Annotated in this window: 20 protein-coding genes; 10 read left to right on the plus strand and 10 right to left on the minus strand. The window is 74.0% G+C overall.

Features of this window, described 5'->3' with window-relative positions:
* The first annotated feature begins 19 nt into the window (after positions 1-19).
* On the plus strand, positions 20-1,282 hold the full coding sequence (locus tag V6U81_RS22590) for a cyanophycinase (RefSeq protein WP_334491899.1): 1,263 nt from the start codon (positions 20-22) through the stop codon (positions 1,280-1,282).
* 157 nt (positions 1,283-1,439) lie between these two features.
* Here the strand turns inward: V6U81_RS22590 and V6U81_RS22595 are convergent, their stop codons facing one another.
* Positions 1,440-2,108 carry an HAD family hydrolase gene (locus V6U81_RS22595; RefSeq protein WP_334491900.1) on the minus strand — a complete coding sequence of 223 codons (669 nt, stop codon included), beginning with the start codon at positions 2,106-2,108 and terminating at the stop codon, positions 1,440-1,442.
* A gap of 127 nt (positions 2,109-2,235) precedes the next feature.
* Here V6U81_RS22595 and V6U81_RS22600 point away from each other — a divergent pair, with 127 nt between their 5' ends.
* From V6U81_RS22600 to V6U81_RS22625, 6 genes are all read left to right on the plus strand, one after another.
* Positions 2,236-3,663, plus strand: a complete 1,428-nt coding sequence (locus V6U81_RS22600) for a hypothetical protein (RefSeq protein ID WP_334491901.1) — start codon at positions 2,236-2,238, stop codon at positions 3,661-3,663.
* Between the two features lie 25 nt (positions 3,664-3,688).
* On the plus strand, positions 3,689-4,573 hold the full coding sequence (locus V6U81_RS22605; protein ID WP_334491902.1) for a MurR/RpiR family transcriptional regulator: 885 nt from the start codon (positions 3,689-3,691) through the stop codon (positions 4,571-4,573).
* Between the two features lie 93 nt (positions 4,574-4,666).
* Entirely contained in the window at positions 4,667-5,611 is a 945-nt protein-coding gene (locus tag V6U81_RS22610) for a transporter substrate-binding domain-containing protein (protein WP_334491903.1), read from the plus strand.
* A gap of 116 nt (positions 5,612-5,727) precedes the next feature.
* Positions 5,728-6,582, plus strand: a complete 855-nt coding sequence (locus tag V6U81_RS22615; RefSeq protein ID WP_334491904.1) for an amino acid ABC transporter permease — start codon at positions 5,728-5,730, stop codon at positions 6,580-6,582.
* Positions 6,579-7,385 carry an amino acid ABC transporter ATP-binding protein gene (locus V6U81_RS22620; RefSeq protein WP_334491905.1) on the plus strand — a complete coding sequence of 269 codons (807 nt, stop codon included), beginning with the start codon at positions 6,579-6,581 and terminating at the stop codon, positions 7,383-7,385. The genes V6U81_RS22615 and V6U81_RS22620 overlap by 4 nt, the downstream gene beginning before the upstream one ends.
* Positions 7,385-8,545, plus strand: a complete 1,161-nt coding sequence (locus V6U81_RS22625; RefSeq protein ID WP_334491906.1) for a M20/M25/M40 family metallo-hydrolase — start codon at positions 7,385-7,387, stop codon at positions 8,543-8,545. Before V6U81_RS22620 ends, V6U81_RS22625 begins: the two co-directional genes overlap by 1 nt.
* Before the next feature lie 63 nt (positions 8,546-8,608).
* Here the strand turns inward: V6U81_RS22625 and V6U81_RS22630 are convergent, their stop codons facing one another.
* The 8 genes from V6U81_RS22630 to eccB all read right to left on the minus strand — a co-directional run bounded on the left by V6U81_RS22630 (position 8,609) and on the right by eccB (position 15,455).
* A complete protein-coding gene (locus V6U81_RS22630) occupies positions 8,609-9,328 on the minus strand; it encodes a C39 family peptidase (protein ID WP_334491907.1) in 720 nt (239 codons plus the stop codon).
* Positions 9,329-9,960: 632 nt separating this feature from the next.
* Complete coding sequence (locus tag V6U81_RS22635) at positions 9,961-10,386, minus strand: pyridoxamine 5'-phosphate oxidase family protein (protein WP_334491908.1); 426 nt, start codon at positions 10,384-10,386, stop codon at positions 9,961-9,963.
* A gap of 46 nt (positions 10,387-10,432) precedes the next feature.
* The gene (locus V6U81_RS22640; RefSeq protein ID WP_334491909.1) at positions 10,433-10,774 is read right to left on the minus strand and encodes a YkvA family protein; all 342 of its coding nucleotides are present in this window, start codon (positions 10,772-10,774) and stop codon (positions 10,433-10,435) included.
* A gap of 74 nt (positions 10,775-10,848) precedes the next feature.
* Positions 10,849-11,646 (minus strand): hypothetical protein, encoded by a 798-nt coding sequence (locus V6U81_RS22645; RefSeq protein ID WP_334491910.1) that lies wholly within the window; start codon positions 11,644-11,646, stop codon positions 10,849-10,851.
* 131 nt (positions 11,647-11,777) lie between these two features.
* Positions 11,778-12,146: a hypothetical protein gene (locus V6U81_RS22650; RefSeq protein ID WP_334491911.1), complete on the minus strand. Its 369-nt coding sequence runs from the start codon at positions 12,144-12,146 to the stop codon at positions 11,778-11,780.
* A 99-nt stretch (positions 12,147-12,245) separates the two neighbouring features.
* Positions 12,246-13,523: a WXG100 family type VII secretion target gene (locus V6U81_RS22655; RefSeq protein WP_334491912.1), complete on the minus strand. Its 1,278-nt coding sequence runs from the start codon at positions 13,521-13,523 to the stop codon at positions 12,246-12,248.
* Entirely contained in the window at positions 13,516-13,884 is a 369-nt protein-coding gene (locus V6U81_RS22660; protein WP_334491913.1) for a hypothetical protein, read from the minus strand. The genes V6U81_RS22655 and V6U81_RS22660 overlap by 8 nt, the downstream gene beginning before the upstream one ends.
* A gap of 98 nt (positions 13,885-13,982) precedes the next feature.
* A complete protein-coding gene (gene eccB, locus V6U81_RS22665) occupies positions 13,983-15,455 on the minus strand; it encodes a type VII secretion protein EccB (RefSeq protein ID WP_334491914.1) in 1,473 nt (490 codons plus the stop codon).
* A 162-nt stretch (positions 15,456-15,617) separates the two neighbouring features.
* Here eccB and V6U81_RS22670 point away from each other — a divergent pair, with 162 nt between their 5' ends.
* On the plus strand, positions 15,618-16,790 hold the full coding sequence (locus tag V6U81_RS22670; protein WP_334491915.1) for a type VII secretion protein EccE: 1,173 nt from the start codon (positions 15,618-15,620) through the stop codon (positions 16,788-16,790).
* On the opposite strand, the gene eccD is transcribed toward V6U81_RS22670, so the two are convergent.
* On the minus strand, positions 16,774-18,171 hold the full coding sequence (gene eccD, locus V6U81_RS22675) for a type VII secretion integral membrane protein EccD (RefSeq protein ID WP_334491916.1): 1,398 nt from the start codon (positions 18,169-18,171) through the stop codon (positions 16,774-16,776). The genes V6U81_RS22670 and eccD overlap by 17 nt on opposite strands.
* Before the next feature lie 166 nt (positions 18,172-18,337).
* Between eccD and eccCa the strand changes: the two genes are divergently transcribed.
* The gene (gene eccCa, locus V6U81_RS22680) at positions 18,338-22,300 is read left to right on the plus strand and encodes a type VII secretion protein EccCa (RefSeq protein ID WP_334491917.1); all 3,963 of its coding nucleotides are present in this window, start codon (positions 18,338-18,340) and stop codon (positions 22,298-22,300) included.
* Positions 22,301-22,367: 67 nt separating this feature from the next.
* On the plus strand, positions 22,368-22,790 hold the full coding sequence (locus V6U81_RS22685; RefSeq protein ID WP_334491918.1) for a YbaB/EbfC family nucleoid-associated protein: 423 nt from the start codon (positions 22,368-22,370) through the stop codon (positions 22,788-22,790).
* The last annotated feature ends 11 nt before the right edge of the window (positions 22,791-22,801 follow it).

Here is a 22,801-nt window from a genome sequence, read left to right on the forward strand (position 1 = left end):
TCTCCAGTGAGGAGCAGTCATGCCCTTGAACCGCCTGCTGGCCCTTGGGCTCAGCGCGGGTACGGCGGTCGTGCTGAGCGTGCCGGCGGTCGCCGCCCCGGCCTCGGCCGCCCCGTCCCCGCACCACCCCGCCGGCGGCAGCCTGGTGCTCGTCGGTGGTGGTCTCGCCGACGACAACGCGACCATCTACGGCGACATCGTCCGGCTGGCCGGTGGCACCGGCAAGGCCCGGATCGGCATCTTCACCGCGGCGGCCCCGGTGCCGTCCGAGGACCCGGACGCCGACACCCCGGACTGCAACAACAGCGTCTGCAACGGCGACTACTACGCCAAGCTCTTCAAGACCTACGGCGTCGCGGACGCGCAGTGGATCCCGATCGACCTGGACCACCCGCAGGCCGCCGACGACTCGGCGGTGGTGAAGCAGATCAACTCGATGACCGGCTTCTTCTTCGGCGGTGGCGACCAGTACCGGTACGTCACCACGATGACCCGGGGCAGCGCGCAGCGGGACTCGGCCGCGCTGGCCGCCGTCCGGCGCAAGCTGCGCTCCGGCGCGGTGGTCGCGGGCACCAGCGCCGGAGCGCAGATCATGGCCGGCAAGGACATGATCACTGGTGGCTCGACCGAGCCGGGGCTGCGCGACGGCGCGAAGGTGGGCTACTTCGACGACCCGGGCGTGCTCGGCTACCTGCCCAAGGGGGGCTTCGGCTTCTTCACCGAGGGGCTGTTGGACACCCACTTCTCCCGGCGCGGTCGGGAGGCGCGCTCGATCCGGCTCGCCTCGGACACCGGCAACGACCGGGTCTTCGGGCTGGACGAGAACACCGCGCTGGAGGTGACCGGGGTCGGCTCGCGGCACCGGTCGCTCACGGTGATCGGCCAGCGTGGGGTGAGCGTGCTCGACCTGCGTCACGCCGAGGTGACCAGCATCGGTGGGGTGTGGGGCATCGAGGGCGTGCGGTGGAACCGGCTGACCGAGGGTGACCGCTACCGGGCCGAGCGCTGGCAGCCGGTGATCGCCGCCGGCAAGGAGCGGGTGGCCCCGGCCGCCGGCCCGTGCACGGTGCCCGCCTCGGAGGACGTCTTCTACGACTACGCGCTGGTCGGGCTCGCCGAGGGGCTGGTCGACCAGGCCGGTTGCGCGTCGACGTCGGGCACGTCGTACGAGAAGGACCCGCAGTTCGCCGCCGAGGTGACCCGGGGCCGTGGCTTCGCCGGGTACCGGGACGGGTCGAGGACGTCGTTCGTCGACGCGGTGGTCGGCATCCGTCCGGTCTGACGGCCTGCCCGGCGGGTCGGCCTGCCGGCGGTCGTCCTGCCCGGCGGGTCGTCCTGCTGGCGGGTTCGACAACGAGCGGTATGACTCTGCGTCATGAATATGACTGGGAGTCATACCGCTCATTCGTTCGTTGCCCGCCGGGCGGGGTGCCGGCAGCTCAGTTCGGCGGTGGCCCGAGCAGGGCGGGCAGCTCGGTGACGGAGGCGATCACCGGGCCGTCCCAGGTCGGATCGGTGTCGTTGTGCTCGGTGGTGCGCAGGACGGTCATGCCGACCGCCGCGGCCCCGGCGAGTTCGTCGTCCGAGCCGTCGCCGACGAACACGCAGTCGCCGGCCGCCACACCGAGCCGGTCGGTGGCCGTCAGGTAGCTCGCCGGGTCCGGCTTCGCCACGCCGATCTCGCAGGAGAAGACCGCGACGTCGAGGCGGGCGGCGAGACGGCTGCGCGGCCACGCCTCCGCCGTCTCCGACGTGGCGTTGCTGACCAGTCCGAGCCGGTGGCCGTCGGCCCGGAGCGCGTCGAGGGCGTCCAGGGTGGCGGGCGATACGGAGTCGAGCACCCGGCGGGCCAACTCGCGGCGGAGCGATCCCGCCCGGGACAGGGCGTCGGGCGTGGGAGTGCCGCCGAGCCGTCGGGCGAGGATGTCGATCGTCTCCTCCACGTCCCACCGGACCAGCCGGTCCCGCCAGGTCGCGTGGTACGCGGCGACCAGCGCGGCGGGTTCCACCCCGACCAGCGCGCCCATCTCGGCGACGACGCGGTCGCGCTCGGCGTCGGCGCCCTGGACGAGGGTGTGGAACAGGTCGAGGATCACGGCCCGCGGCATCGCCGCATGCTATCCGGACACTCCGGCGAAGGACCGTCATCGAGCTGTAACAGAAGTTACGTATTGAGCATGGAACTTAATAGATGTAACTTCTGTTTCATCGATCCGTGGCCCCTCGGAGGTGCCCATGTTCCCTGCCCGCAACCCCCGCCGACTGACGGTGGTGGCCGCCGCCGCTGCCCTGCTCACCATCGCCCCGGTCGGGGTGACCGCAGCCCAGGCCCAGGTCACCCGCGTCCGCCAGGGCAGTGCCGCCGACGTCAGCCGGACCGCCTGGTCCGGCCCGGCGTACACCATGAACGGCTCGGGCGGGATCATCACCGCCACCATGAACCAGGCGATCAACGCGATCCGCGGCGGTACCGGCTCCATCGACGTGGTCGTCATCGCCGGCTCCGGCACCACCACCCCCGAGTGCGACGTGATCAGCCCGCTGGCCGGGGTCAACTCCTGCACCACGCTCACCCTGACGGCCGCCCGGGACGGTGACGACGCCCAGGTCAACACCGACATCCGCAACGCCGAGTTCGTCTACTTCGCCGGCGGCAACCAGTGCAACTACGTGGCCTGGAAGGGCACCGCGCTGGAGGCCTCCGTGGAGTCCGTGGTGGCCAAGGGCGGCGGGGTCGGCGGCGGCAGCGCCGGGCACCACATCAACAGCGACATCGTGTACGACGCCTGCGCCGCGAGCGCCACCTCGGCGACCGCCCTGGCCAACCCGTACGACCGGTCGCTGACGTTCACCACCGGGATGTTCCGCTGGCCCAACTACGCCAACACCATCAACGACTCGCACTTCGTCACCCGGGACCGGATGGGCCGGACGATGGCCTTCGTGGCGCGGGCGATCAAGGACGGGCTGGCCAGCGGCGGCAAGGCGTGGGGGGTCGGGGTCGAGGAGGGCGCGTCGCTCTACATCGACAAGAACGGGCTGGCCACGCTCAGCGGGCCGAGCGCGTACATCGTCCTCGGCGACCACCAGCCGGAGGTGGCCGTCTCCGGGCAGCCGCTGACCTACTCGAACTTCAAGATCTGGAAGCTGACCAGCGGCCAGACCTACCACTTCGCCAACCGGCCGACCTGCGGCTACTACCTCAAGAGCGTGAACGCCGGCGTGCCGAGCAGCAGCCTCTACAGCGGCACCCCGGTCACCGACTGCTCGACCACCCCGCCGCCGTCGGGCGGGTCGAGCTACGCCGAGGTGGAGCCGAACGACTCGCGGACCGCGGCCAACGACATCTCCGCCAGGTCCTACCCGCTGACCCTGACCGGTGACATGAAGAGCACCACCGACCGGGACTACTTCGCGCTCACCCTCGGCAGTGGACAGACGCTGACCGCGAACTGCGACGTCCCGACCGCGTACGACGCCGATCTCTACCTGCTCAGCTCCGCCGGGAGCACGCTGACCCGGTCGGTGAACGACGGCGCCGGCGCCGACGAGGCGGTCACCCTCACCCGGACCACGTCCGGGTCGGCGACCTACTACCTCGACCTGGAGGCGTACTCCGGCTCCGGCACCGCCGACTACACCTGCACGGTCACCAAGTCCTGATTCCCAGCCCGGTTACGCTCAGCGCGTGTCGAATCCCGATCATGTCGAAGAGCCGCATGCGGTCGGTGTCGCCGCGCTGATCCGGCAGCGGCTCGGCGAGTGCAGCCCGGCCGAGCGTCGGGTGGCCCGGGCGCTGCTCGCCTCGTACCCGGCGGCCGGGCTGGGCACCGTCGCTGCGCTGGCCGAGCGGGCCGAGGTGAGCGGGCCGACGGTGCTGCGCTTCCTGTCCCGGCTCGGCTTCGGCGGGTACCCGGAGTTCCAGCGGGCGCTGCGCGAGGAGCTGGCCGAGCGGGAGACCTCACCGCTGTCGGCGTACCGGGCGGCGGAGCGGACCGGCGCACCGCCGGAGGGGGCTCTGGCCCGGTCGGCGGCCACCCTGCCGGACGCGGTCGCCGGCACCCTCGCCGAGCTGCCGCAGGGCGAGCTGGACGCGGCGGTACGCCTCTTCGCCGACCAGCAGCTGCGGGTCACCGCCGCCGGTGGCCGCTTCTCCGGGCTGCTCGCCCACTACCTGGTGCTGCACCTGATGCAGGTGCGCGGCGGCAGCCGGCTGCTGCCCCGCACCCCGGTGGAGCGGACCGACATGCTGGTCGACGTCGGCCGCCGGGACCTGTTCGCCCTGTTCGACTTCCGGCGGTACGAGGAGCCCACCCTGGCGCTGGCCCGGGAGGTGACCTCGCGGGGGGGCAAGGTGGTGCTCTTCACCGACCGGTGGTTGTCGCCGGTCGCCGGTCTGGCCGAGGTGGTACTGCCCAGCCGGGTCGAGTCGCCCTCGCCGTACGACAGCTTCGTGCCGGCGTTGGCGCTGGTGGAGACGCTGGTGGCGGCCCTGATCGACCGGCTCGGACCGGTCGCCGGCGGCCGGCTGAAGGCGATGGAGGCGGCCCAGCAGACGTTCGGCAGCGACTGAACTCCGCGTTACAGAAAATCGTAACCCCACCGAAATCGTAACGTGCGTTACAGTCCGGGGGCTGGTTCGTTCTGGCCCCCGGAAGGACACCTCATGCGCATCCGTCAGTTGGCCCTGGTCGGCGCGACCACGGCCCTTCTCGCCGCCACCGCCGCCTGTGGCGGCACCACCGACGCCGCCGGCTCCGGCGACGACGTCAAGCAGGTCTCGGTCACCATCGACGGGGTCGGCGCGGTCGCCACCGACACCGCGCTGGCCAAGAAGGTCCCGACCGACGTGCGCGGCCGCGGCACCCTGACCGTCGCCACCAACGCCCCCTACCAGCCGTTCATCGACTTCAAGGTCGAGGGCAAGAACGACGAGTTCAAGGGCCTCGACTACGACCTGTTCCAGGCCGCCTCGGCCCGGCTCGGCCTGAAGGCCACCTTCAGCCAGCAGCCCTTCGACGGCCTCGTCCCCGGCCTGCAGGCCGGTAAGTACGACGCCATCGCCGGCGGCATCACCGACAAGAAGGAGCGCCAGCAGGTCGCCACCTTCGTCGACTACTCCGCCTCCGGCACCGGCTTCCTGGTCAGGACCGGCAACCCACTGGGCGTGCAGACCGTGGCCGACCTCTGCGGGCGCAAGGTCGCCGTGCAGAAGGCCAGCAACCAGGCAAAGAACCTGGCCACCTACTCCAAGGACAGCTGCGCCGGCAAGGCCATCGACGTCAAGGAGTACCCGGAGAACCCGCAGGCGGTGCAGGCGATGCTCGCCGGCAACGTCGAGGTGGTCGCCGCGACCAAGGTGAACCTGGTCGACACCGCCAGCTCGCTCGCCGGCAAGGCCGAGCTGGTCGACGACCGGTCCGCCCCGAACGGCTGGCTGGCCAGCCCCAACGGCTTCGGCTTCCTGAAGGCCAACAAGGAGCTGGCGCAGGCGTACCAGGCGGCCGTGCAGTCCCTGATCGACGACGGCACCTACGGCAAGATCCTCGCGCAGTGGAAGCAGGAGCCGATCGCCGTCAAGCAGGCCACCATCGACCAGGCCATCGACTGACCCGGCGGACCACCACCCCCTAGGACCGCGGTCGCCGGGCGTCCTCCGATTCCGTGAGGGCGGGCCCGGGGGCGTCCGGCGACCGCCGCACCCTTCCGCCGCAGGAGGCACCGCACATGACGAGCGACACCGAGACCGTACGGGTGGTGCCCGTACGTCACTACGGACGCTGGGCGACCGCACTGCTCGTGGTCGGCCTGACCGCCCTGTTCCTCCGGGCGCTGTTCGACAGCCCCAACCTGGAACCCGGCACCATCGCGAACTACCTGTTCAAGGACTACGTCCTCGACGGCGTGGTCACCACGCTCTGGCTCACCCTGCTGGCGATGGTGCTCGGCACCGTCGGCGGCGTACTGCTCGCCGTGATGCGGTTGTCGGAGAACCCCGTGCTGCGCGGCGTCTCCTGGGCGTTCATCTGGGTCTTCCGGGGCACCCCGCTGCTGGTCCAGATCATCTTCTTCGGCTTCCTCGGGGCGCTCTTCCCCCGGATCAGCCTGACCGTGCCGTTCACCGGCACCATCCTGTTCGACAAGCCCACCAGCGTGGTGGTGACCGGGACGGTGGCCGCCGTGCTGGCCCTGTCGCTCAACGAGATGGCGTACGCCGCCGAGGTCATCCGGGGTGGCATCCTCGCCGTCGACGACGGGCAGACCGAGGCCGCCGCCGCGCTGGGCATGAGCCCGACGCTGACCCTGCGCCGGGTGGTGCTGCCGCAGGCGATGCGAGTGATCATCCCGCCGATGGGCAACGAGACCATCACCATGCTCAAGTCGACCGCGCTGGTCTCGGTGATCGCCGGGCGGGACCTGATGACCGCCGTGCAGACCGTCTACCAGAACAACTACAAGGTCATCCCGCTCCTGGTGGTGGCCGCCATCTGGTACCTCGCCCTGGTCAGCCTGCTCTCGGCGGGCCAGTGGCTGATCGAGCGGCGGTTCGGCCGCGGCTTCTCCCGGGGAGGTGTCCGATGACCGTGACCGACGAGACGCAGACCGGTCCGGTGGCGACCGCGACCAGGCCGATGGTGCGCGCCGACGGCGTGACCAAGCGGTTCGGCCCGGTCGAGGTGCTCAAGGGCATCGACCTGACCGTCGCCCCCGGTGAGGTGACCTGCCTGCTCGGCCCGTCCGGCTCCGGCAAGTCCACCTTCCTGCGCTGCATCAACCACCTGGAGCGGATCGACGGCGGTCAGCTCTGGGTGGACGGGGACCTGGTCGGCTACCGCCGGCAGGGCGACAAGCTGTACGAGCTCAAGGCGCGCGAGGTGGCCCGCCGACGCCGGGACATCGGCATGGTGTTCCAGCGGTTCAACCTCTTCCCGCACCTCACCGCGCTCGGCAACGTCGTCGAGGCGCCCGTGCGGGTGCTCGGCACCCCGCGCGAGAAGGCCCGCGCCGAGGCGCTGCGGCTGCTCGAACGGGTCGGCCTGGCCGAGAAGGCGGGCAACTACCCGGGCCAGCTCTCCGGCGGCCAGCAGCAGCGGGTGGCGATCGCCCGGGCACTGGCCATGCACCCGAAGCTGATGCTCTTCGACGAGCCCACCTCGGCGCTCGACCCGGAACTCGTCGGCGACGTGCTGGACGTGATGAAGGGGCTGGCCGCGGACGGAATGACCATGGTGGTGGTGACCCACGAGATGGGCTTCGCCCGCGAGGTCGCCGACAGCGTCGCCTTCCTCGACGGCGGGGTGGTGGTCGAGGCCGGCACCCCGGCCGAGGTGCTCGGCAACCCCCGTCACGAGCGCACCCGCGCGTTCCTGGACAAGGTGCTCTGATGGATCCTCTGCTCACGGCGGCCGGCGACCGGCTCGGGGCGTACCACGAGCGGTTGGCCCGGCTGGTCGGCATCGACTCCGGCTCCGGCCAGGTGGACGGCCTGCGCGAGGCCGCCGACCTGGTGCAGACCTGGTGCCTCGCCGCCGGGCTGTCGGTCGAGCGGGAACCGGTGGGCGACCCGTCCGGCACCCCGCTCGGCGACGTGCTGGTCGCCCGCAGGCGCGGCCGGGGCGAGCGGCGCATCCTGCTCGCCGCTCACCTCGACACGGTCTTCCCGGCCGGCACCGCGGCCACCCGGCCGTTCCGGGTGCACGACGGCCGGGCGTACGGGCCGGGGGTCAGCGACGACAAGGGCGGCCTGCTCGCCGGGCTCGCCGCCGTCGAGGTGCTCGACGCGCTGGGCCGGGAGGAGTACGGCGAGCTGGTGCTGGTCTGCACCCCGGACGAGGAGATCGGCTCGCCGGGCAGCCGCCCGCTGCTGCGTACCCTCGGCGCGGAGGCGGACGTGGCGCTCTGCCTGGAATGCGCCCGCGACAACGGTGACCTGGTGTCGGCCCGCAAGGGCGTGGCCGATCTGGAGATCGTGCTGCGCGGCCGGGCCGCGCACGCCGGCATCGAGCCGGAACGTGGGGCGAACGCGCTGCTCGCCGCCGCCCGGCTGACCGTCGCGCTGGACGCGCTCAACGGCCGCTGGCCGGGGGTCACCGTCAACGTCGGGGTGCTGGAGTCCGGCGGCCGGCCCAACGTGGTGGCCGATCGGGCCCGGATGCTGGTCGACCTGCGGGCCTGGCGCACCGGAGAGTACGCCGCGGCGCTCGCTTCGATCCGCCGGCTGGTGGACGAGCCGACCGTTGCCGGGGTACGCGCCGAGCTGGCCGTGCACGCGCCCACCCCGCCCTGGGAGCCCGGCGCGGAGGAGCGCTGGCTGACCGAGCTGGCCGCCAAGGTCGGCGCGGGCCTCGGGGTGCCGGTGTCGCACACCGCCACCGGTGGCTGCGCCGACGCGAACCTGCTCGCCGAGGCCGGGGCGACGGTGCTGGACGGGCTCGGCCCGGTCGGCGGCGACGACCACAGCCCGACCGAGTGGCTGGACCTCGACTCGGTGGTGCCCCGGGTCGCGCTGCTCGCCGGCCTGATCGACGAGGTCGGCCGGCGCTAGGACGACGCGAGGGCCGGCCTCCCCGGGTGGGGAGACCGGCCCTCGGTCTTCAGCAGTGCGGGATCAGGAGCTGTAACCGCGGCCCGCGATCCAGTTGGCCAGCTCGGTGACGTCCATCCAGTACTCCTGGATGTCCGGCGCCGCCGGGTCGGCGATCTTCACCGTGTTGCCGTCGTCCTTGTACTCGACCACCGTCAGGTAGTGGCCCGGGTAGTTGTGCTCGACGCCGTCGACGTCCAGCGCGCCGCCGAGGATGTTGGCGACGACCGGGTCACCGTCGTCCACCGAGGCCTTGATGTCCGCCCGCAGCCGCTCGACCTGCTCCTTCGAGGCGGTGTCCGAGCTGATCTCGGTGGTCTTGTACTTGCCGCCGGTGTACTCGTTCAGCACCCGGGTGATGTCGATGGCCGAGTCGGTGCCGTTCTCGGTCGTGCCGAGCTTCTTCGCCAGCTCGTCCTGACTGATCGTCTTGCCCTCGGCCGACAGGGCGATCCGGGTGGACGCCGGGCCGCAGTAGTAGAAGTTCGGCTGCGCCTGGTACTCGTAGCCGGCGCGCCGCTCGGCCTTGCCGCCCTTGCCCTTGCCGCCCTTGCCCTTGTCGGCGTTGCTCTTGTCGGCCTTGCTCTTGTCGGCCTTGCCCTTGTCCGGCTTGTCGGCCACCACCGAGGCGGCCGGCTTGCCGGCGGGCGCGGCGTGCGCCGCCACGGCCGGGCCGGCGATGGCGCCACCGGTCATGATCAGGCCGGCGACGGAGAGCATGCTGTTCCGGAAGATCGTGTTCATGGTCGAAGCTCCGTTCGGGGGTTGACGTCCGCGTCGGGGACACGGACACAAGCACCGGGAAGGGCGCTCGGATCGGGGATCGGTGGACCGGGCGCTCGGCCCGCTCGCCCACCGGCAAGGTAACGACCGCGGGCGGCCGGCCATTCCAGCCGCTGCGCTCGTCCTACTCGGTCGTACGGAGGGTGTAACGACCGGCGGCGGGTCGCGATTCCACCGGGCGGGTGACGCTGGTCATCACGAACCGGACATTCGTGCACACCTCGGGCGGTGTGGCCGGCAGGCCCGGGCCGGACTCGGACGCTACGAACTTGATGACGCGAACGAATCGCGGATGGTGGTCACGCCTCCGCCGGAAGAACCGGACATCCTCCGCCGGCTAACCGGACATCCTCCGCCGGAAGAACCGGACATCCTCCGCCGGCTAACCGGACATCCTCCGCCGGAAGAACCGGACATCCTCCGCCGGCTAACCGGACATCCTCCGCCGGAAGAACCGGACATCCTCCGCCGGCTAACCGGACATCCTCCGCCGGAAGAACCGGACATCCGATTCGCTGACGGCATCAAGTTCGTAGCGTCCGAAAGGCGGCCCGGCGGGATGAGACGTCCGGTCCCGCTCGAACCCGGAAGGGTCAGGAACCGGACGCCGGGGGCAGGCTGCCCAGCAGGCGGGTCACCGCGATCTCGATGACCACGCGCTCCGGATTGGGGCGGGGCTGCCGGTAGCGCTCGGCGTACCGGCGCTCGGCTTCGGCCACCGACGCCGGATCGGACCGGAGCACCGCCCGGCCCTCGATGGTGAGCCACCACCGGCCGTCCACGTGGCAGACCGCCACCGGGGTGCCGGCGGGACCGGCCGCGGCGACGTGCCGGGCCTTCGCCGACGTCGCCGAGGTCATCACCCGGGCCAGTCCGGCGTCCGGGTCGAAGGTGACCCCGACCGGGACCACGTGCGGGGTGCCGTCGGCGCGCAGGGTGGTCAGCGTGGCGAGGTGCCGCTCCCGGCAGAACGTGAGCACCCGCTCGTCCCACCGGTCCAGACGGTGATCGCCGGCCATGTCCGTTCCCCCGTCTCGTGGCCGGCGTCGTCCCGGTCCGCCCGGATCATGGCACGGTGCGGCGTACCCGTTCCTGATCAGGGGGAGTACCCGGCTGGCCGGGCAACGACCGGGTCGCGGCCCGGTGCTGGTTGACCAGTCGGGTCAGGTAGATCAGCGCCCCGGCGAGCACCCCGAGGTCGTCCAGGTAGATCGGGTCGGGGAGCAGATCGACGGGGGAGATCGTGTAGATCAGCGCGCCGTAGAAGGCCACCTTGCCGCCCACACCGAGCGCCCCCAGCAGCCGCCGGGTGCGTACCACCCGGACCGCCAGCACGATCGCGCCGACCAGCGCGGCGAGCGCCAGGATGCCGCCGACCACCACGAGGACCCACGTCTGTCGGGACATGCCGTCACGCTAACCGAACCGCGCCCGCACCGCCGGGCTCGCGCGCCGGTCACCCGGCCGCTGCGGCATCGCGATCAGTACGCGGCGACCGCCGCCCGGCCGTGCGCCACGGTCGGCGCTTCCCGGGCCGGCTCCACCACCGGGTGCCGGGTCTCCGGCATCGGCACCACCGACTGCGCCTCCTCCGGCCGGCGGTCCAGCGCGGCGAACGCCTCCTCCCGCAGGCTCCGCGCCGCCGCGGCGGCGAGGTCCGCGTCCCGCCACGCTGCCCGCTCCCGCTCCACCGCGGTGCGGTGCCGGGCGGCCAGGTTGTCCCGCGTCGCCCGGCGCAGCAGCAGTTCCTGCTCCACCGGGTGCCGCCGTGGGTCCCAGCCGCCGCGGTGACCGAAGACATCGCTGAGCTGCTCGACGGAGAGCTCCTTGCGCCAGTACGCGTCCAGGGCCGCCCGGTGCAGGTATCGCTCCCGGTCGGCGTACTCGGCCGGGGTGCGGACCGTCTGGGGCAGCGGCATCGCCGCGGCGGCGGAGAGCCGGCGGACGTCCGCCTCGGCGGTCTCGTACTCCCGCCAGGCCGCCTCGACCTCCTCCTGCACGGCGAGCCAGGCCGTCCGGCGGCGCTCCGCCGTGGCCGCCGCCCGCTCGGCCGCCACCGCCACCTCTTCGGCGTACCGGGCGCGTTCGCGCTGCTCCTCGGCCAACTCCAGGTGAGTGGGGAGGGCCGCCTGGCGGAACCGGCCGGCGAGGGCGAGCCGGAACACGTCGGGGCGGACGAACAGTCCCGCGACGGCGACGGCCGCGACGGCGAGCAGGATCAGCCAGATCAGGGCGGCGGCGGGGACGTCGGGCAGGACGGCGGAGAGAACGGTCTGCATCACCAGCACCTCACGGTGGGAACGATGTGGAGGGACGAGCGGGGACGGCGCGAGCCGGCGGTCGTACCCGTGGCGGACCCGTGGCCGGGACGGCGCGTCGGGTCCGGCACCCGGACGGGTGCCGCGCGGGCTCAGTGCCGGGGCGGACCGCGCCGGCCGGCGGCGCCCCGGACCGGGTCCGCCGCCGGCGTCCGCACCGTCGTCGCCGGCGGGGCCGGGTGGACGGAGGTGGCGGCCGGTCGGGCCGGGAGCGGCCCGGCGGAGCTGTCGTCGACCCGCACGTCGGCCGACGGGGTGGTGGCTGGCAGATCGGCCACCCGGGAGGCCACCACGCTGGGCCGGACCGGGGCGGACCCGGCGGCGGCCGGACCGCTCGGGCCGGCGACCGCAGCGCCGAGGCCGACGGCGAGCACCAGGGCGGTCATCGCCAGCCGGACGAGATCGCGCATCACGCGCAGCGTCGCCACCCAGGCGGGGTGAATCGTCGCTACGGGCAGCATTCACCCAACCTAATGCCTCCGGTCACCCCGCGCAGCGGTGCGACGGCATGCCGGGAGGTGACCCGGGCCACTCCGTCCTCAGCGGACGGACCGCTCCCCCTAGCGGTCGCCGCCGAGCACCGGCGGCGCGACCGAGCTGGCGTCCTGCCAGACCATCTCGTCCTCGGTCAGCCAGGTGAGCCGCTCGTCGGACTCGTCGTCACCCTGCTGGCCGCGGCCACCCAGTACGCCGTTGCGGCTGGCGCCGCCGGCCGTGGCGGCCCGGTTGGCGGCCCCGCCGGAGCGGCCACCGCCGTTCGCGCCGCCCGACTGCCCGGAGGTCAGCCGGCCCGTGCCGGTCGCCGACCGGTTCTCCGCGCCAGTCGGCCCGACGCCGGTACGCCCCGGCAGGGTCGCCGCCCGGCCGGAGGAGGCCAGCGAACCGGCCCCGCCCACCACGCCGCCGACGGGCAGCCCACCCAGGGCGCCGAGGGTGCTCGACGAAGTGCCGACCGCGCCGGCCAGGCCGACCGCGCCGAGCGCGCCCCCGCCCAGCACCGCCCCGCCGAGCAGCGGGTCCGCGCCGGCCAGCGAGGTGCCGCCGGCCAGGTCGTCGAGGCCGGCGCTGCCCGGGCCAGTGCCCACGCCGCCCGGGCCGGTACCCGAGGTGTCGCCCGGGTGGGTGCTGCCCGAGCCGGCCGTCGGGCCGTGCGCCGGGCCGGTCGGGGTGGCCACGGTGGCGCCGCCGCGCGGGCCCGCGACACCGGTGGTCGGGGCGGCGGTCGGGGTGCTCGACACCGGGCCGGACCGCGGCGTCGAGTCGCTCGGTCGGGTGCCGCCCGGCAGCCGGCCGTCCGGCGGCGGGGCTTCCACCACCCGCCCGTACGCCGAGACGTCGTAGCCGGCGGAGAGCTCCGCCACCAGCAGCACCATCCGCTGGTGGGCCTTCTCCTGCTCGGCCTTGTCCTGCTGGTGGCCGATCAGCCCGCCGACCACCATGCCGCCCACGCCGAACACCGCGCCCTTGGCGGCGTTGCCGAGCAGCTTGTCGTGGTCGTCGGTCTCCTCCGGGCTCTCCGCCTGCTGCTGGGCGACGCGCAGTTGACCGGCCATCATCGTCAGCGCCTGCCCGACGTCGGACATCCCGTCGGCGAGCTCGGTGGAGAAGCGCGACACGAGCGACAGCCGCTCCTGGAACTCGCGCGCCGCGTCGCCCGTCCAGCTGCCGGCCAGCCGGTCGAGGTCACCGTCGAGGTCGCGGGCCAGGCCGCTCAAGGTGTCCTTGAGTGAACTCCACTGGCTGGCGAGGCCGTCGATCTGACCCGGGTCGCCCGCCCGAACGGCGTCGTAGAGCTCCTTGTGGCTGACGTGCTGGTAACGCTGGGTGTATTCAGACACGCCCGTCCTCCCGCTCCTCGAGCACCTTGTCGACCCCGTTGAGGGCGGCCTCGATGTCGGCGGCGTTCGCCGCGTTGCGCGCCTCGGTGGTGCGGTAGTTCGTCATGACCGTGTGGGTCGCGGTCCGGGCCGCCGCGACCGCGCGGCGCAGCTGCGCGACCCGCTCCGCGTAGTCGGCCTGGACGTCGCTGTAGCGCCGGGCGTTGCCGGTGGCGTCGGCGAATGAGCCGAGCGCGGGCGGCCGGCACTGCATCTCGCTGTTCAGCTTCCGCAGCGCCGTCTCGGCCTGGGCCAGTCGATCCGCCAACCGCTGGTGGAAGTCCTCCAAGGACAGTACGTCGACTGTCGTGCGCCCGGTCATGGCAGCATCCCCGTTGTCCATAGTCGATCCAAGGGCCAGGCCCAGGTTAGTCGACCCGCGCCATCCCGGGCGACCCCGTGCGACGGCGACCGGCCCGGTCAGCCCCCCTGAGCAGGCGCGGCGTCAGGCGTACCCGAGGGGCTGGGCCGCTCCTCGTCCCGCGAGTCGTCCGGGGCGAAGTGGTCCAGCGCGTCCTGGCGGTCCAGCGCTGGCCCGGTCGGGATCAGCGAGAGCAGCGACGCCGGTACGACCAGCGGCGCCACCCCGGCGTACCCGAGCGCGGCGACCGCGTCCCCGCCGCGCCGGCCCAGCGGGTGGCGCACGCCCTGCGAGCTGATCAGGTAGACCGTGGCACCGGCCGCCGGCTCGGTACCCTCGCCGGCTCCCGGAGCGGCCTGGACCAGCACGCCCTTGCCGCCCGGCAGCACCACCTCCTGTGCGGTGCGGACCGCGTCGCGCGGGCCCTGCCGGACCGGGTTCCCGGCGTCCGCCAGTTCGGCCGGCACCTGGTCGAAGGCCTCCAGCGTGGTGGTGGGCGGCCCGCCCGCCGCGCCCGCCCGGTAGGTCGCGCAGACCACCGTCCGGCCGGGACGGACCGGGTACAGCGCGGGCAGGGACTGCAGCGCGCCCTCGGCCTCCAGCCGCTGGTCGGTCAGCAGCTCGCCGGCCTGGTCCGGGGTGATGTCGGTGATCTGACCCCCGTCGCTGACCAGGAGCAGCGCGGTGACCTCGCCGATCGAGACCAGGCCGTCGCGGGTGAGCACGTAGTGCTCGCCGGCGGCCCGGAACACCTGGCCGATCCGGGCCGGCCGGCCGGCCACCGGACGGCCGCTCAACGCGTCGTCGCCCGGGATCGCCGGCTCGCGCAGGGCCGGCCCGGCCGGCACCGCGTTGAGCAGCTGCTGGCCCACCTCCAGGGTGTCCGCGGCGGCCATCTTCAACGCCGCCAGCGCCCGTTCGCCGCCGACCACCTGCAGCCGCGAACCGCCGGTGAGCAGGTAGCGCTGCGAGCCGGACTCGACCAGCACCGCCCGACCGGTCAGCGGGGCACCACCGGTGAGCGGCCGGCCGATCAGCACCTTGGCGCCGGAGCGGCGCGAGTCCGCCGGGTCCGGCACGTCGCAGACCGACCAGGGGAGGTCGACCAGGGCGGTGCGGTCGGGCAGGGCGTCGGGGGCGCCGACGATGCCGACCGTACGGCCCCGGGGGCGGTCCTTGATCGACGCCTGGGACACCGTGCGGACCTCCGGGTCCGGCTCGTTGACGATCAGCCGGGCGGAGGCGTAGTTGAGCGTCGGGTGCAGCACCCCGGCGGCGAAGACGTAGGTCGCACCGGTCTCGCGCTCGATGACCAGGCTGTTCTCCTCCAGCGGAGCGGTGTTCCCGGTCAGCTGGCCGTACGCACCGGCACCACCGAGCACCACGGCGGCGGCGACCACGCTGCCCGCCACCGCCATGCCGAGCCGGCGCATCGGCAGGTTGGTGGTCTCCGGGTCGCCGGAGAGCAGCGCCGAGACGATGCGGCGGGTGACGAAGCGGTACGCCTGCACCTGATCGCGGCGGGTCCGCATGGTTGACCTCCGGCGGGGGTGGGTCCGCGACGATCAGGTCCGAACTCCGCCGCGGGCTTCCCTACGATAAGGGGCCGTCGGTGGGTCACCGGGACCCCCGCCCGTCCTCCGGTCGCGCCACCGCGACCGGACGCCCGCGATGTCCAGAAGGGACGCCCACCGATGACGCAGCTCCAGGCGCCGCCCGGTCGTACGCCCACCGTCCCCGCCGACCGTCCGGTGTCGCCGGTCCCGGAGCGCGGTCGGGGCCGGATCGGCCCGGTGGCCGTCGGCCAGCTCGTCGTGGTCGAGCTCTGCGCGCTCGCCGTCTGGGCGGCGACGGCCGGGCCGAGCTGGCTGGTCGGGGTGGTGGCCGCGGTGGCCGTCCCCGTCGCGCTGGCCACCTTCGTCCGGCGCGGCGGCCGCTGGTGGTACGAGGACCTGCTGCTGCGCCGCCGGCTGCGGACGCGCCGCGAACACGCCCGGGCGGCGGTGGCGACGGGTGCCGTGGTGGACGCCCGGCTGGCCGCGCTCACCCCCGAGCTGAGCATCACCGAGCTGACCGAGCGGGGCACCCGGCTCGGCATCGGCCAGGATGGCCGGGGCTGGTTCGCCGCGCTGGCGCTGACCGGCCCGGCGGGCGCGCCGGTCGGCTCGGTCGAGGCGGCCGTGATGGACCGGGCGCTGGCGGTGCTGGCGGACTTCGCCGGCCCGGTCACCCTCACCCAGGTCGTGTCGCACACCCTGGTCTGGTACCCGGCGCCGGGCGCGCCGCCGGCCGCCCACCGTACGGTCTGGGTGGCGCTGCGGCTGTCGGTGCCGGACGCCCGCACCGAGGCGGTGACCCGGGGCGGCGGGATGCCCGGCGTGCACCGGACGATGGCCGCCGGCATCGGCCGGCTCGGCAAGGCGCTCACCGCGGCCGGCCTGCACCACCGGGTGCTGGGCCGGGACGAGCTGCGCGCCGCGGTGGTCGCCGCAGCCGGTCTCGACCTGGCCCCGGAGCCCCCCGCGGAGAGCTGGACCGGCCTGCGCGGCGGCGGCTGGGCCCAGCGCTGCCTGACCCTGCGCCGCCGGCCCGGGGCGCCGCTCGGCGCGCTGGTGGACGCGGTGACCGCCACCTCGGCCCCGTCGCACACGGTCGCCGCGGTGGTGACGCGGGGCGGCCGGCCGGTGCCGCCGCTGCTGCGGGTGGCGGCGATGGACGACCACGTCGAGGCCCTCGTCTCGGCCGTCCGGGACGTGGCCGGCCGCTGCGGCATGCCGGCCCGCCCGCTCGACGGCCAGCACGGCCCGGGCGTCTACGCCACCACGCCGGTGGCCACCGCGGCGGGGACGATCAGGGTCGGAGGTTGACGATCCAGCCGTAGAGGCCGCACACCCAGACGGCCAGCGGCACCAGCGCCACGATCAGCAGGATCTCCACGATGTCGAGGAGTCGGCCCCAGACCGGCGAGATCCGCCTGCCGGCCACGGACAGCCCGTAGACCAGGCTGACCACCGCGGTCAGCAGCAGGCCGCCGAGGACCAGCCCGAGCCGTACCGGCAGCCCCGCGTCGCCGAAGGTGGCCGCCGCCGTGCACACCAGCCCGGTGGTGCCGGCGACCAGCACCGGGACGCGCTGGGCCCGCCCGATGAACGGCCGGGCCCGCAGCAGCGACAGCAGCGCCAGCACCAGGCAGAGCAGCACCGCCGGCAGCCGTCCGTCGGTGGCCAGCACGGCCTGGCTGCCGAGCACCAGCAGCGACACCGTCCACAGCAGACCGGTGAGGAACTGGTCGGCCCGCTCGGAGAGCCGCAGCACCCGCCGCCCGTCGACGCTCTCGGTGTCGGTCTTCAGGTCGTCCGGGCCGGTGGGGATGGACGGCACGGGCAGCCGGGCCAGCCGGTAGGCGGTCATCGGCAGCATCGGCAGCGTCGCGAAGGCGACCGCGGCGACCACCGCGGCGGCTCCCGCCGCGGTCAGGCCGAAGAGCAGGTTGAGCAGCGCCGCGCCGGCGACGGCGGCGCCGATCGCCACGGCGCCGAAGAAGAGCGGCATCCGGTCGCCGACCGCCAGCGCGGCGACCGCGCCGGCCAGCAGCACCGCGGTCCCGGCCAGCAGGACGTGCGGGCCGGCCAGCCCGTCCAGGGCGCGGTCGCCGGCGAGCACCAGCAGGCCGCCGATCGCGGCGTAGCCGATCCCGGCGACGGCCAGCACCACACCGGTCCGGCTGTCGCCGGCCGCCCGGGAGAGCACCGCCGCCGTCACCACCAGCAGCACCGCGACCAGCAGGGCGGCGAGCGCGCCGGGCAGCTGCGGCGGCCCGGCGAACAGCGTCACCGCCGCCCCGGCCGCCAGGGTCAGCGTCGCCAGCAGCACCGCGAAGGAGCGGGTGGTGCCGACCTGCCAGGTGCCCTGGCGCTGGTTGGTGGCGGTCGCCACCGCGTCCACCACGTCGTCGAAGACGATCTCCGGGGCCGCCGCCGTGCGCGGGTTGAAGTAGAGGACCTCACCGTCGCGGACCCCGAGCTGCGTCGCGGTTCGGCCGCCGTCCAGCGGCGCGCCGCCGAGCCGGGAGAGGCTCCACCCGCCGTGCCGTACGCCCTCGTCGGCGAGGTCCTCGCCGGCGTAGCGGAGCAGGGTGGGGAGCAGGTCGGCCAGCGGCACGTCGGAGGGGAGTGCGAGATCCATCCGGGTCCGCGGCGCCACGATGGTGATCCGGCTCAACCCGCCGGTCGCGGTCTTCGTCGCCACTGTGGCCTCCTCGTGCTCTCGATCCACCTCGGCCGGTGGCAACGCCCCCGCGGGTCCACGACGCCCACGGGAGATTACCTACGATGGCGGGCACGTACGATGCCCACCCGACGACTCCGGTCGGTCGCAGACCGCAGCAGGGCCGCTTCTGGGGGAGGAGACAGCCGTGAGCACGGTGGTGTTCCGCCGGCTTCCGCGTCAACCGGGGCCCGCGCTGCCGCGCGGCGAGGTGCTGCTGGAGTCACCGCCCGAGCTGCCCGAGCAGACTCCCCGGAGCATGGGGCAGCTGCTGATGGTGCTGCCGATGCTCTGCGGCGTCGGCGCCATGGCGTTCCTGTACGCCGGCAAGGGCGGCGGCATGGTGACGTACATCGCCGGTGGTCTCTTCGGTGTGTCCATGCTGGGCATGGCGATCGGGACGATGAGCAGCGGCGGCGGGAACGACAAGGCGGAGCTGAACGCCGAGCGCCGCGACTACATGCGCTACCTGGCGCAGATGCGCAAGCGCACCCGGCGCGCCGCCGAGCAGCAGCGGGCCGCGATGGCCTGGCGGCACCCGGAGCCGGACGCGCTCTGGTCGATCGCGGCGTCCCGCCGGATGTGGGAGCGGCGGATCACCGAGGACGACTTCGGCGAGGCCCGGATCGCGACCGGTCCGCAGCGGCTCGCCGTGGAGATCGTTCCGCCGGAGACCAAGCCGGTGGAGGACCTGGAGCCGATGAGCGCGATCGCGCTGCGCCGCTTCGTCCGGGCCCACTCCACGGTGCCGGACCTGCCCACCGCGCTCTCGCTGCGGGCGTTCAGCCGGATCGTGCTGCGCGGTGAGCGGGAGCCGGTGCTCGACCTGGCCCGGGCCGCGCTTGCCCAGCTGGTCACCTTCCACGCCCCGGAGGACCTGATCCTCGCGGTGGTGGCCGCGCCGGACCGGCAGGCGGCGTGGGACTGGGTGAAGTGGCTGCCGCACGCCCACCACGCCGCGCGGACCGACGCGGCGGGCGCCCGGCGGCTGGTCTTCGCCAGCCTGGCCGAGGCCGAGGAGTCGCTCGCCGCCGAGCTGGCCGGGCGGCCCCGCTTCGCGCCGGAGGCCAAGCCGCTGACCACCGCCCCGCACGTAGTGGTGCTGGTCGACGGCGGAGAGGTTTCGGCGACCTGCCAGCTGATGGGGCCGGGCCTGCTCGGCGCGACCGTCGTCGACCTCTCCGGCACGGTGCCCCGGGACGCCGGCCGCTGGCTGCTCTGCCTGGACGCCGGGGACGGCAGCACGCTGGAGCTGGTCCGCGGCACCTCCACCTCCCGGCTCGGCCGGCCGGACCGGCTCAGCGCCGAGGCCGCCGAGGGGCTGGCCCGGCAGATCGCCCCCTACCGGCTCTCGCAGCAGCAGAGCGCCTCGGACGAGCCGCTGGCCCGCAGCACCGAGCTGCCCGACCTGCTCGGCGTCGGCGACGCGGCGACGGTCGACGTGGCGCAGACCTGGCGGCCCCGCGGGCACCGGGACCGGCTGCGCATCCCGCTCGGTCTCGGGCCCGACGGCAACCTGGTGGAGCTGGACTTCAAGGAGTCCGCGCACGAGGGCATGGGCCCGCATGGCCTGGTGATCGGCGCGACCGGTTCCGGCAAGAGCGAGCTGCTGCGCACGATCGTCGGCGCGCTGGCGGTGACCCACTCCTCCGAGGAGCTCAACTTCGTCCTGGTCGACTTCAAGGGCGGCGCGACCTTCGCCTCGCTGGAGGCGCTGCCGCACACCAGCGCGGTGATCACCAACCTGGCCGACGAGCTGCCGCTGGTCGACCGGATGCGGGACGCGCTCGCCGGTGAGATGACCCGGCGGCAGGAGGTGCTCCGGGCGGCCGGCAACTACGTCTCCCGGTACGACTACGAGAAGGCCCGGGCGGCCGGGGAACCGCTCCCCCCGATGCCGAGCCTGCTGATCATCTGCGACGAGTTCAGCGAGCTGCTCGCCGCGAAGCCCGACTTCATCGACCTCTTCGTGATGATCGGCCGGCTGGGCCGGTCGCTCGGCGTGCACCTGCTGCTCGCGAGTCAGCGCCTGGAGGAGGGGAAGCTGCGGGGCCTCGACACCCACCTGTCGTACCGGATCGGCCTGCGGACCTTCTCGGCGGTGGAGAGCCGGATCGTGCTCGGCGTGCCCGACGCGTACGAGCTGCCGAACGCGCCCGGCCACGGCTACCTGAAGACCGACACCAGCACCATGCTGCGGTTCCGGGCGGCGTACGTGTCCGGGCCGTACCGGGCGCCGGGGCAGGGCGAGCGGTCCTCACGGGCGCTGGTGCAGCGCCGGATCGTGCCGTACGGGGTGAACTTCGTGCCCGTGCAGGTGCCCCGGGAGCCGGTCGAGGCGGAGGCGCCCGAGCAGCCGGCCGACGGCAAGGCCGTGGCGATGCTCGACGTGCTCATCGACCGGCTCAGGGGCCGGGGCGCTCCGGCGCACCAGGTGTGGCTGCCGCCGCTGGCCGAGCCGCCGAGCCTCGGCGAGCTGCTCGGCCCGCTGACCGCGCACCCGACCTTCGGGCTGACCACCGCGAACTGGCCCGGCCGGGGCCGGCTCACCGTGCCGGTCGGAGTGGTCGACCGCCCGTACGAGCAGCGCCGCGACCCGATGATGGTGGAGCTGGCCGGCGCGGGCGGCAACGTGGTGATCGTCGGCGCCTCGCTGAGCGGCAAGAGCACCCTGCTCCGCTCGATGATCGCCTCGCTCGCGCTCACCCACACCCCGCGTGAGGCGCAGTTCTTCTGCCTGGACTTCGGCGGGGGCGCGCTGCGCAGCCTGGAGGGGCTGCCGCACGTCTGCGGGGTGGCCGGTCGCCGGGACACCGAGGCGGTCCGCCGCACGGTGGCCGAGGTGACGGCGATCCTGGACGACCGGGAGACCCGCTTCGCCCAGCACGGCATCGACTCGGTGGCCGCGTACCGGCGGCGACGGGCCGCCGGCGAGTTCGCCGACGACCCGTTCGGTGACGTCTTCCTCGTGGTCGACGGCTGGAACACCCTGCGCCAGGAGTACGAGGAGCTGGAGCAGACCATCACCAACCTGGCCAACCGGGGCCTGGGTTTCGGCGTGCACGTGGTGCTGACCGCGGTGCGCTGGGCGGAGATCCGGATCAACATGCGGGACCTGCTCGGCACCAAGCTGGAACTGCGTCTGGGCGACGCCAACGAGTCGGAGATCGACCGGCGCGGGGCGGCGAACGTGCCGACCGGGGCTCCCGGGCGCGGCCTCACCCGCGACAAGCTGCACTTCCTCACCGCGGTGTCGCGGATCGACGGCAAGCGCGACATCGACGACCTGACCGAGGCGTCGGTGGCGCTGGCCCGGCACGTCGCGGACGCCTGGCCGGCCCGCCCGGCCCCGAAGGTACGGCTGCTGCCGCGCCGACTGCCGCTGGCCGAGCTGGTCCGGGTGATCGACCGGTCGGTGCCCGGCCTGCCGATCGGCGTCAACGAGGCGGCGCTCGCGCCGGTCCACCTGGACCTGGCCAGCGAGCCGCACCTGACCGTCTTCGGCGACGCCGAGTGCGGCAAGACCAACGTGCTGCGGGTGATCGCCCGGGGCATCGTCGAGCGGTACACCCCGGCGGAGGCCCGGATCGTGATCGCCGACTACCGGCGGGGCCTGCTCGGCGCGGTCGAGGGTGACCACCTGCTCGACTACGCCCCGTCCAACCAGGCGTTCAGCCAGGGTCTCGGCTCGATCCGCAGCGCCCTGCAGAACCGGCTGCCGGGCCCGGACGTCACCACCGCGCAGCTGCGCGACCGCAGCTGGTGGAAGGGGCCGGATCTCTACATCCTGGTCGACGACTACGACCTGGTCGCCTCGGGCGGCGGCAACCCGCTCAGCGCGCTGCACGAGCTGCTGCCGCAGGCCCGGGACATCGGCCTGCACCTCATCGTCACGCGTCGGGTCGGCGGGGTGGCCCGGGCGCTCTACGAGCCGGTGCTGCAACGCCTGCGCGAGCTGGACTCGCCGGGCCTGCTGATGTCCGGCAGCCGGGAGGAGGGTGCCGTCTTCGGCACGCTGCGGCCCAGTCCGCAGCCGCCGGGCCGGGGCACGCTGGTGCGCCGCCGGGACGGCCAGCAGCTCATCCAGACGGCCTGGGCCGAGCCGTCGTGACGGGGCATCCATGGTGGACCGGAATCGGTACGCTCGGCGCTCGTACGGTCTGGAGCAGGGGGCGACGGTGAGTGTGAGTGACGAGACCCGGGCCTGGTTCGGGCGCCTGGTGGCCGACACTCGGGAGCGGTTCGCCGGGCTGGCCGAGCTCGGCGACGACCCGGAGCGGCTGTACGGCGAGGCGGAGTCCCCCGACGGCGTCGTCGCGGTGGTGGCGCCCGGCGGGATGCCGGTCCGGCTGACCCTGAGCACCGCCGCATTGCGGCTGGGGCCGGAGGAGCTGGCGGAGCGCATCGTGGCGACCCAGCGGGAGGCCGCGGCCGAGGCCGGCCGGCGGCAGGCCGAGGCGGTCCAGGAGCTGATCGGCCCGGCGACCGGCGGGGCGGTGGACGTGCGGGCGATGGTCGACCGGGCGGTGGACCGGGGCCGGTTCCGCGAGGCCGCGGAACGGCTCGACTCGGCGGACGAACAGTTCGGCGGGCGCCGGTGAGCGCGCGGTGG

Source organism: Micromonospora lacuserhaii (assembly GCF_036902735.1).
In the GTDB taxonomy this organism is placed as follows: domain Bacteria; phylum Actinomycetota; class Actinomycetes; order Mycobacteriales; family Micromonosporaceae; genus Micromonospora.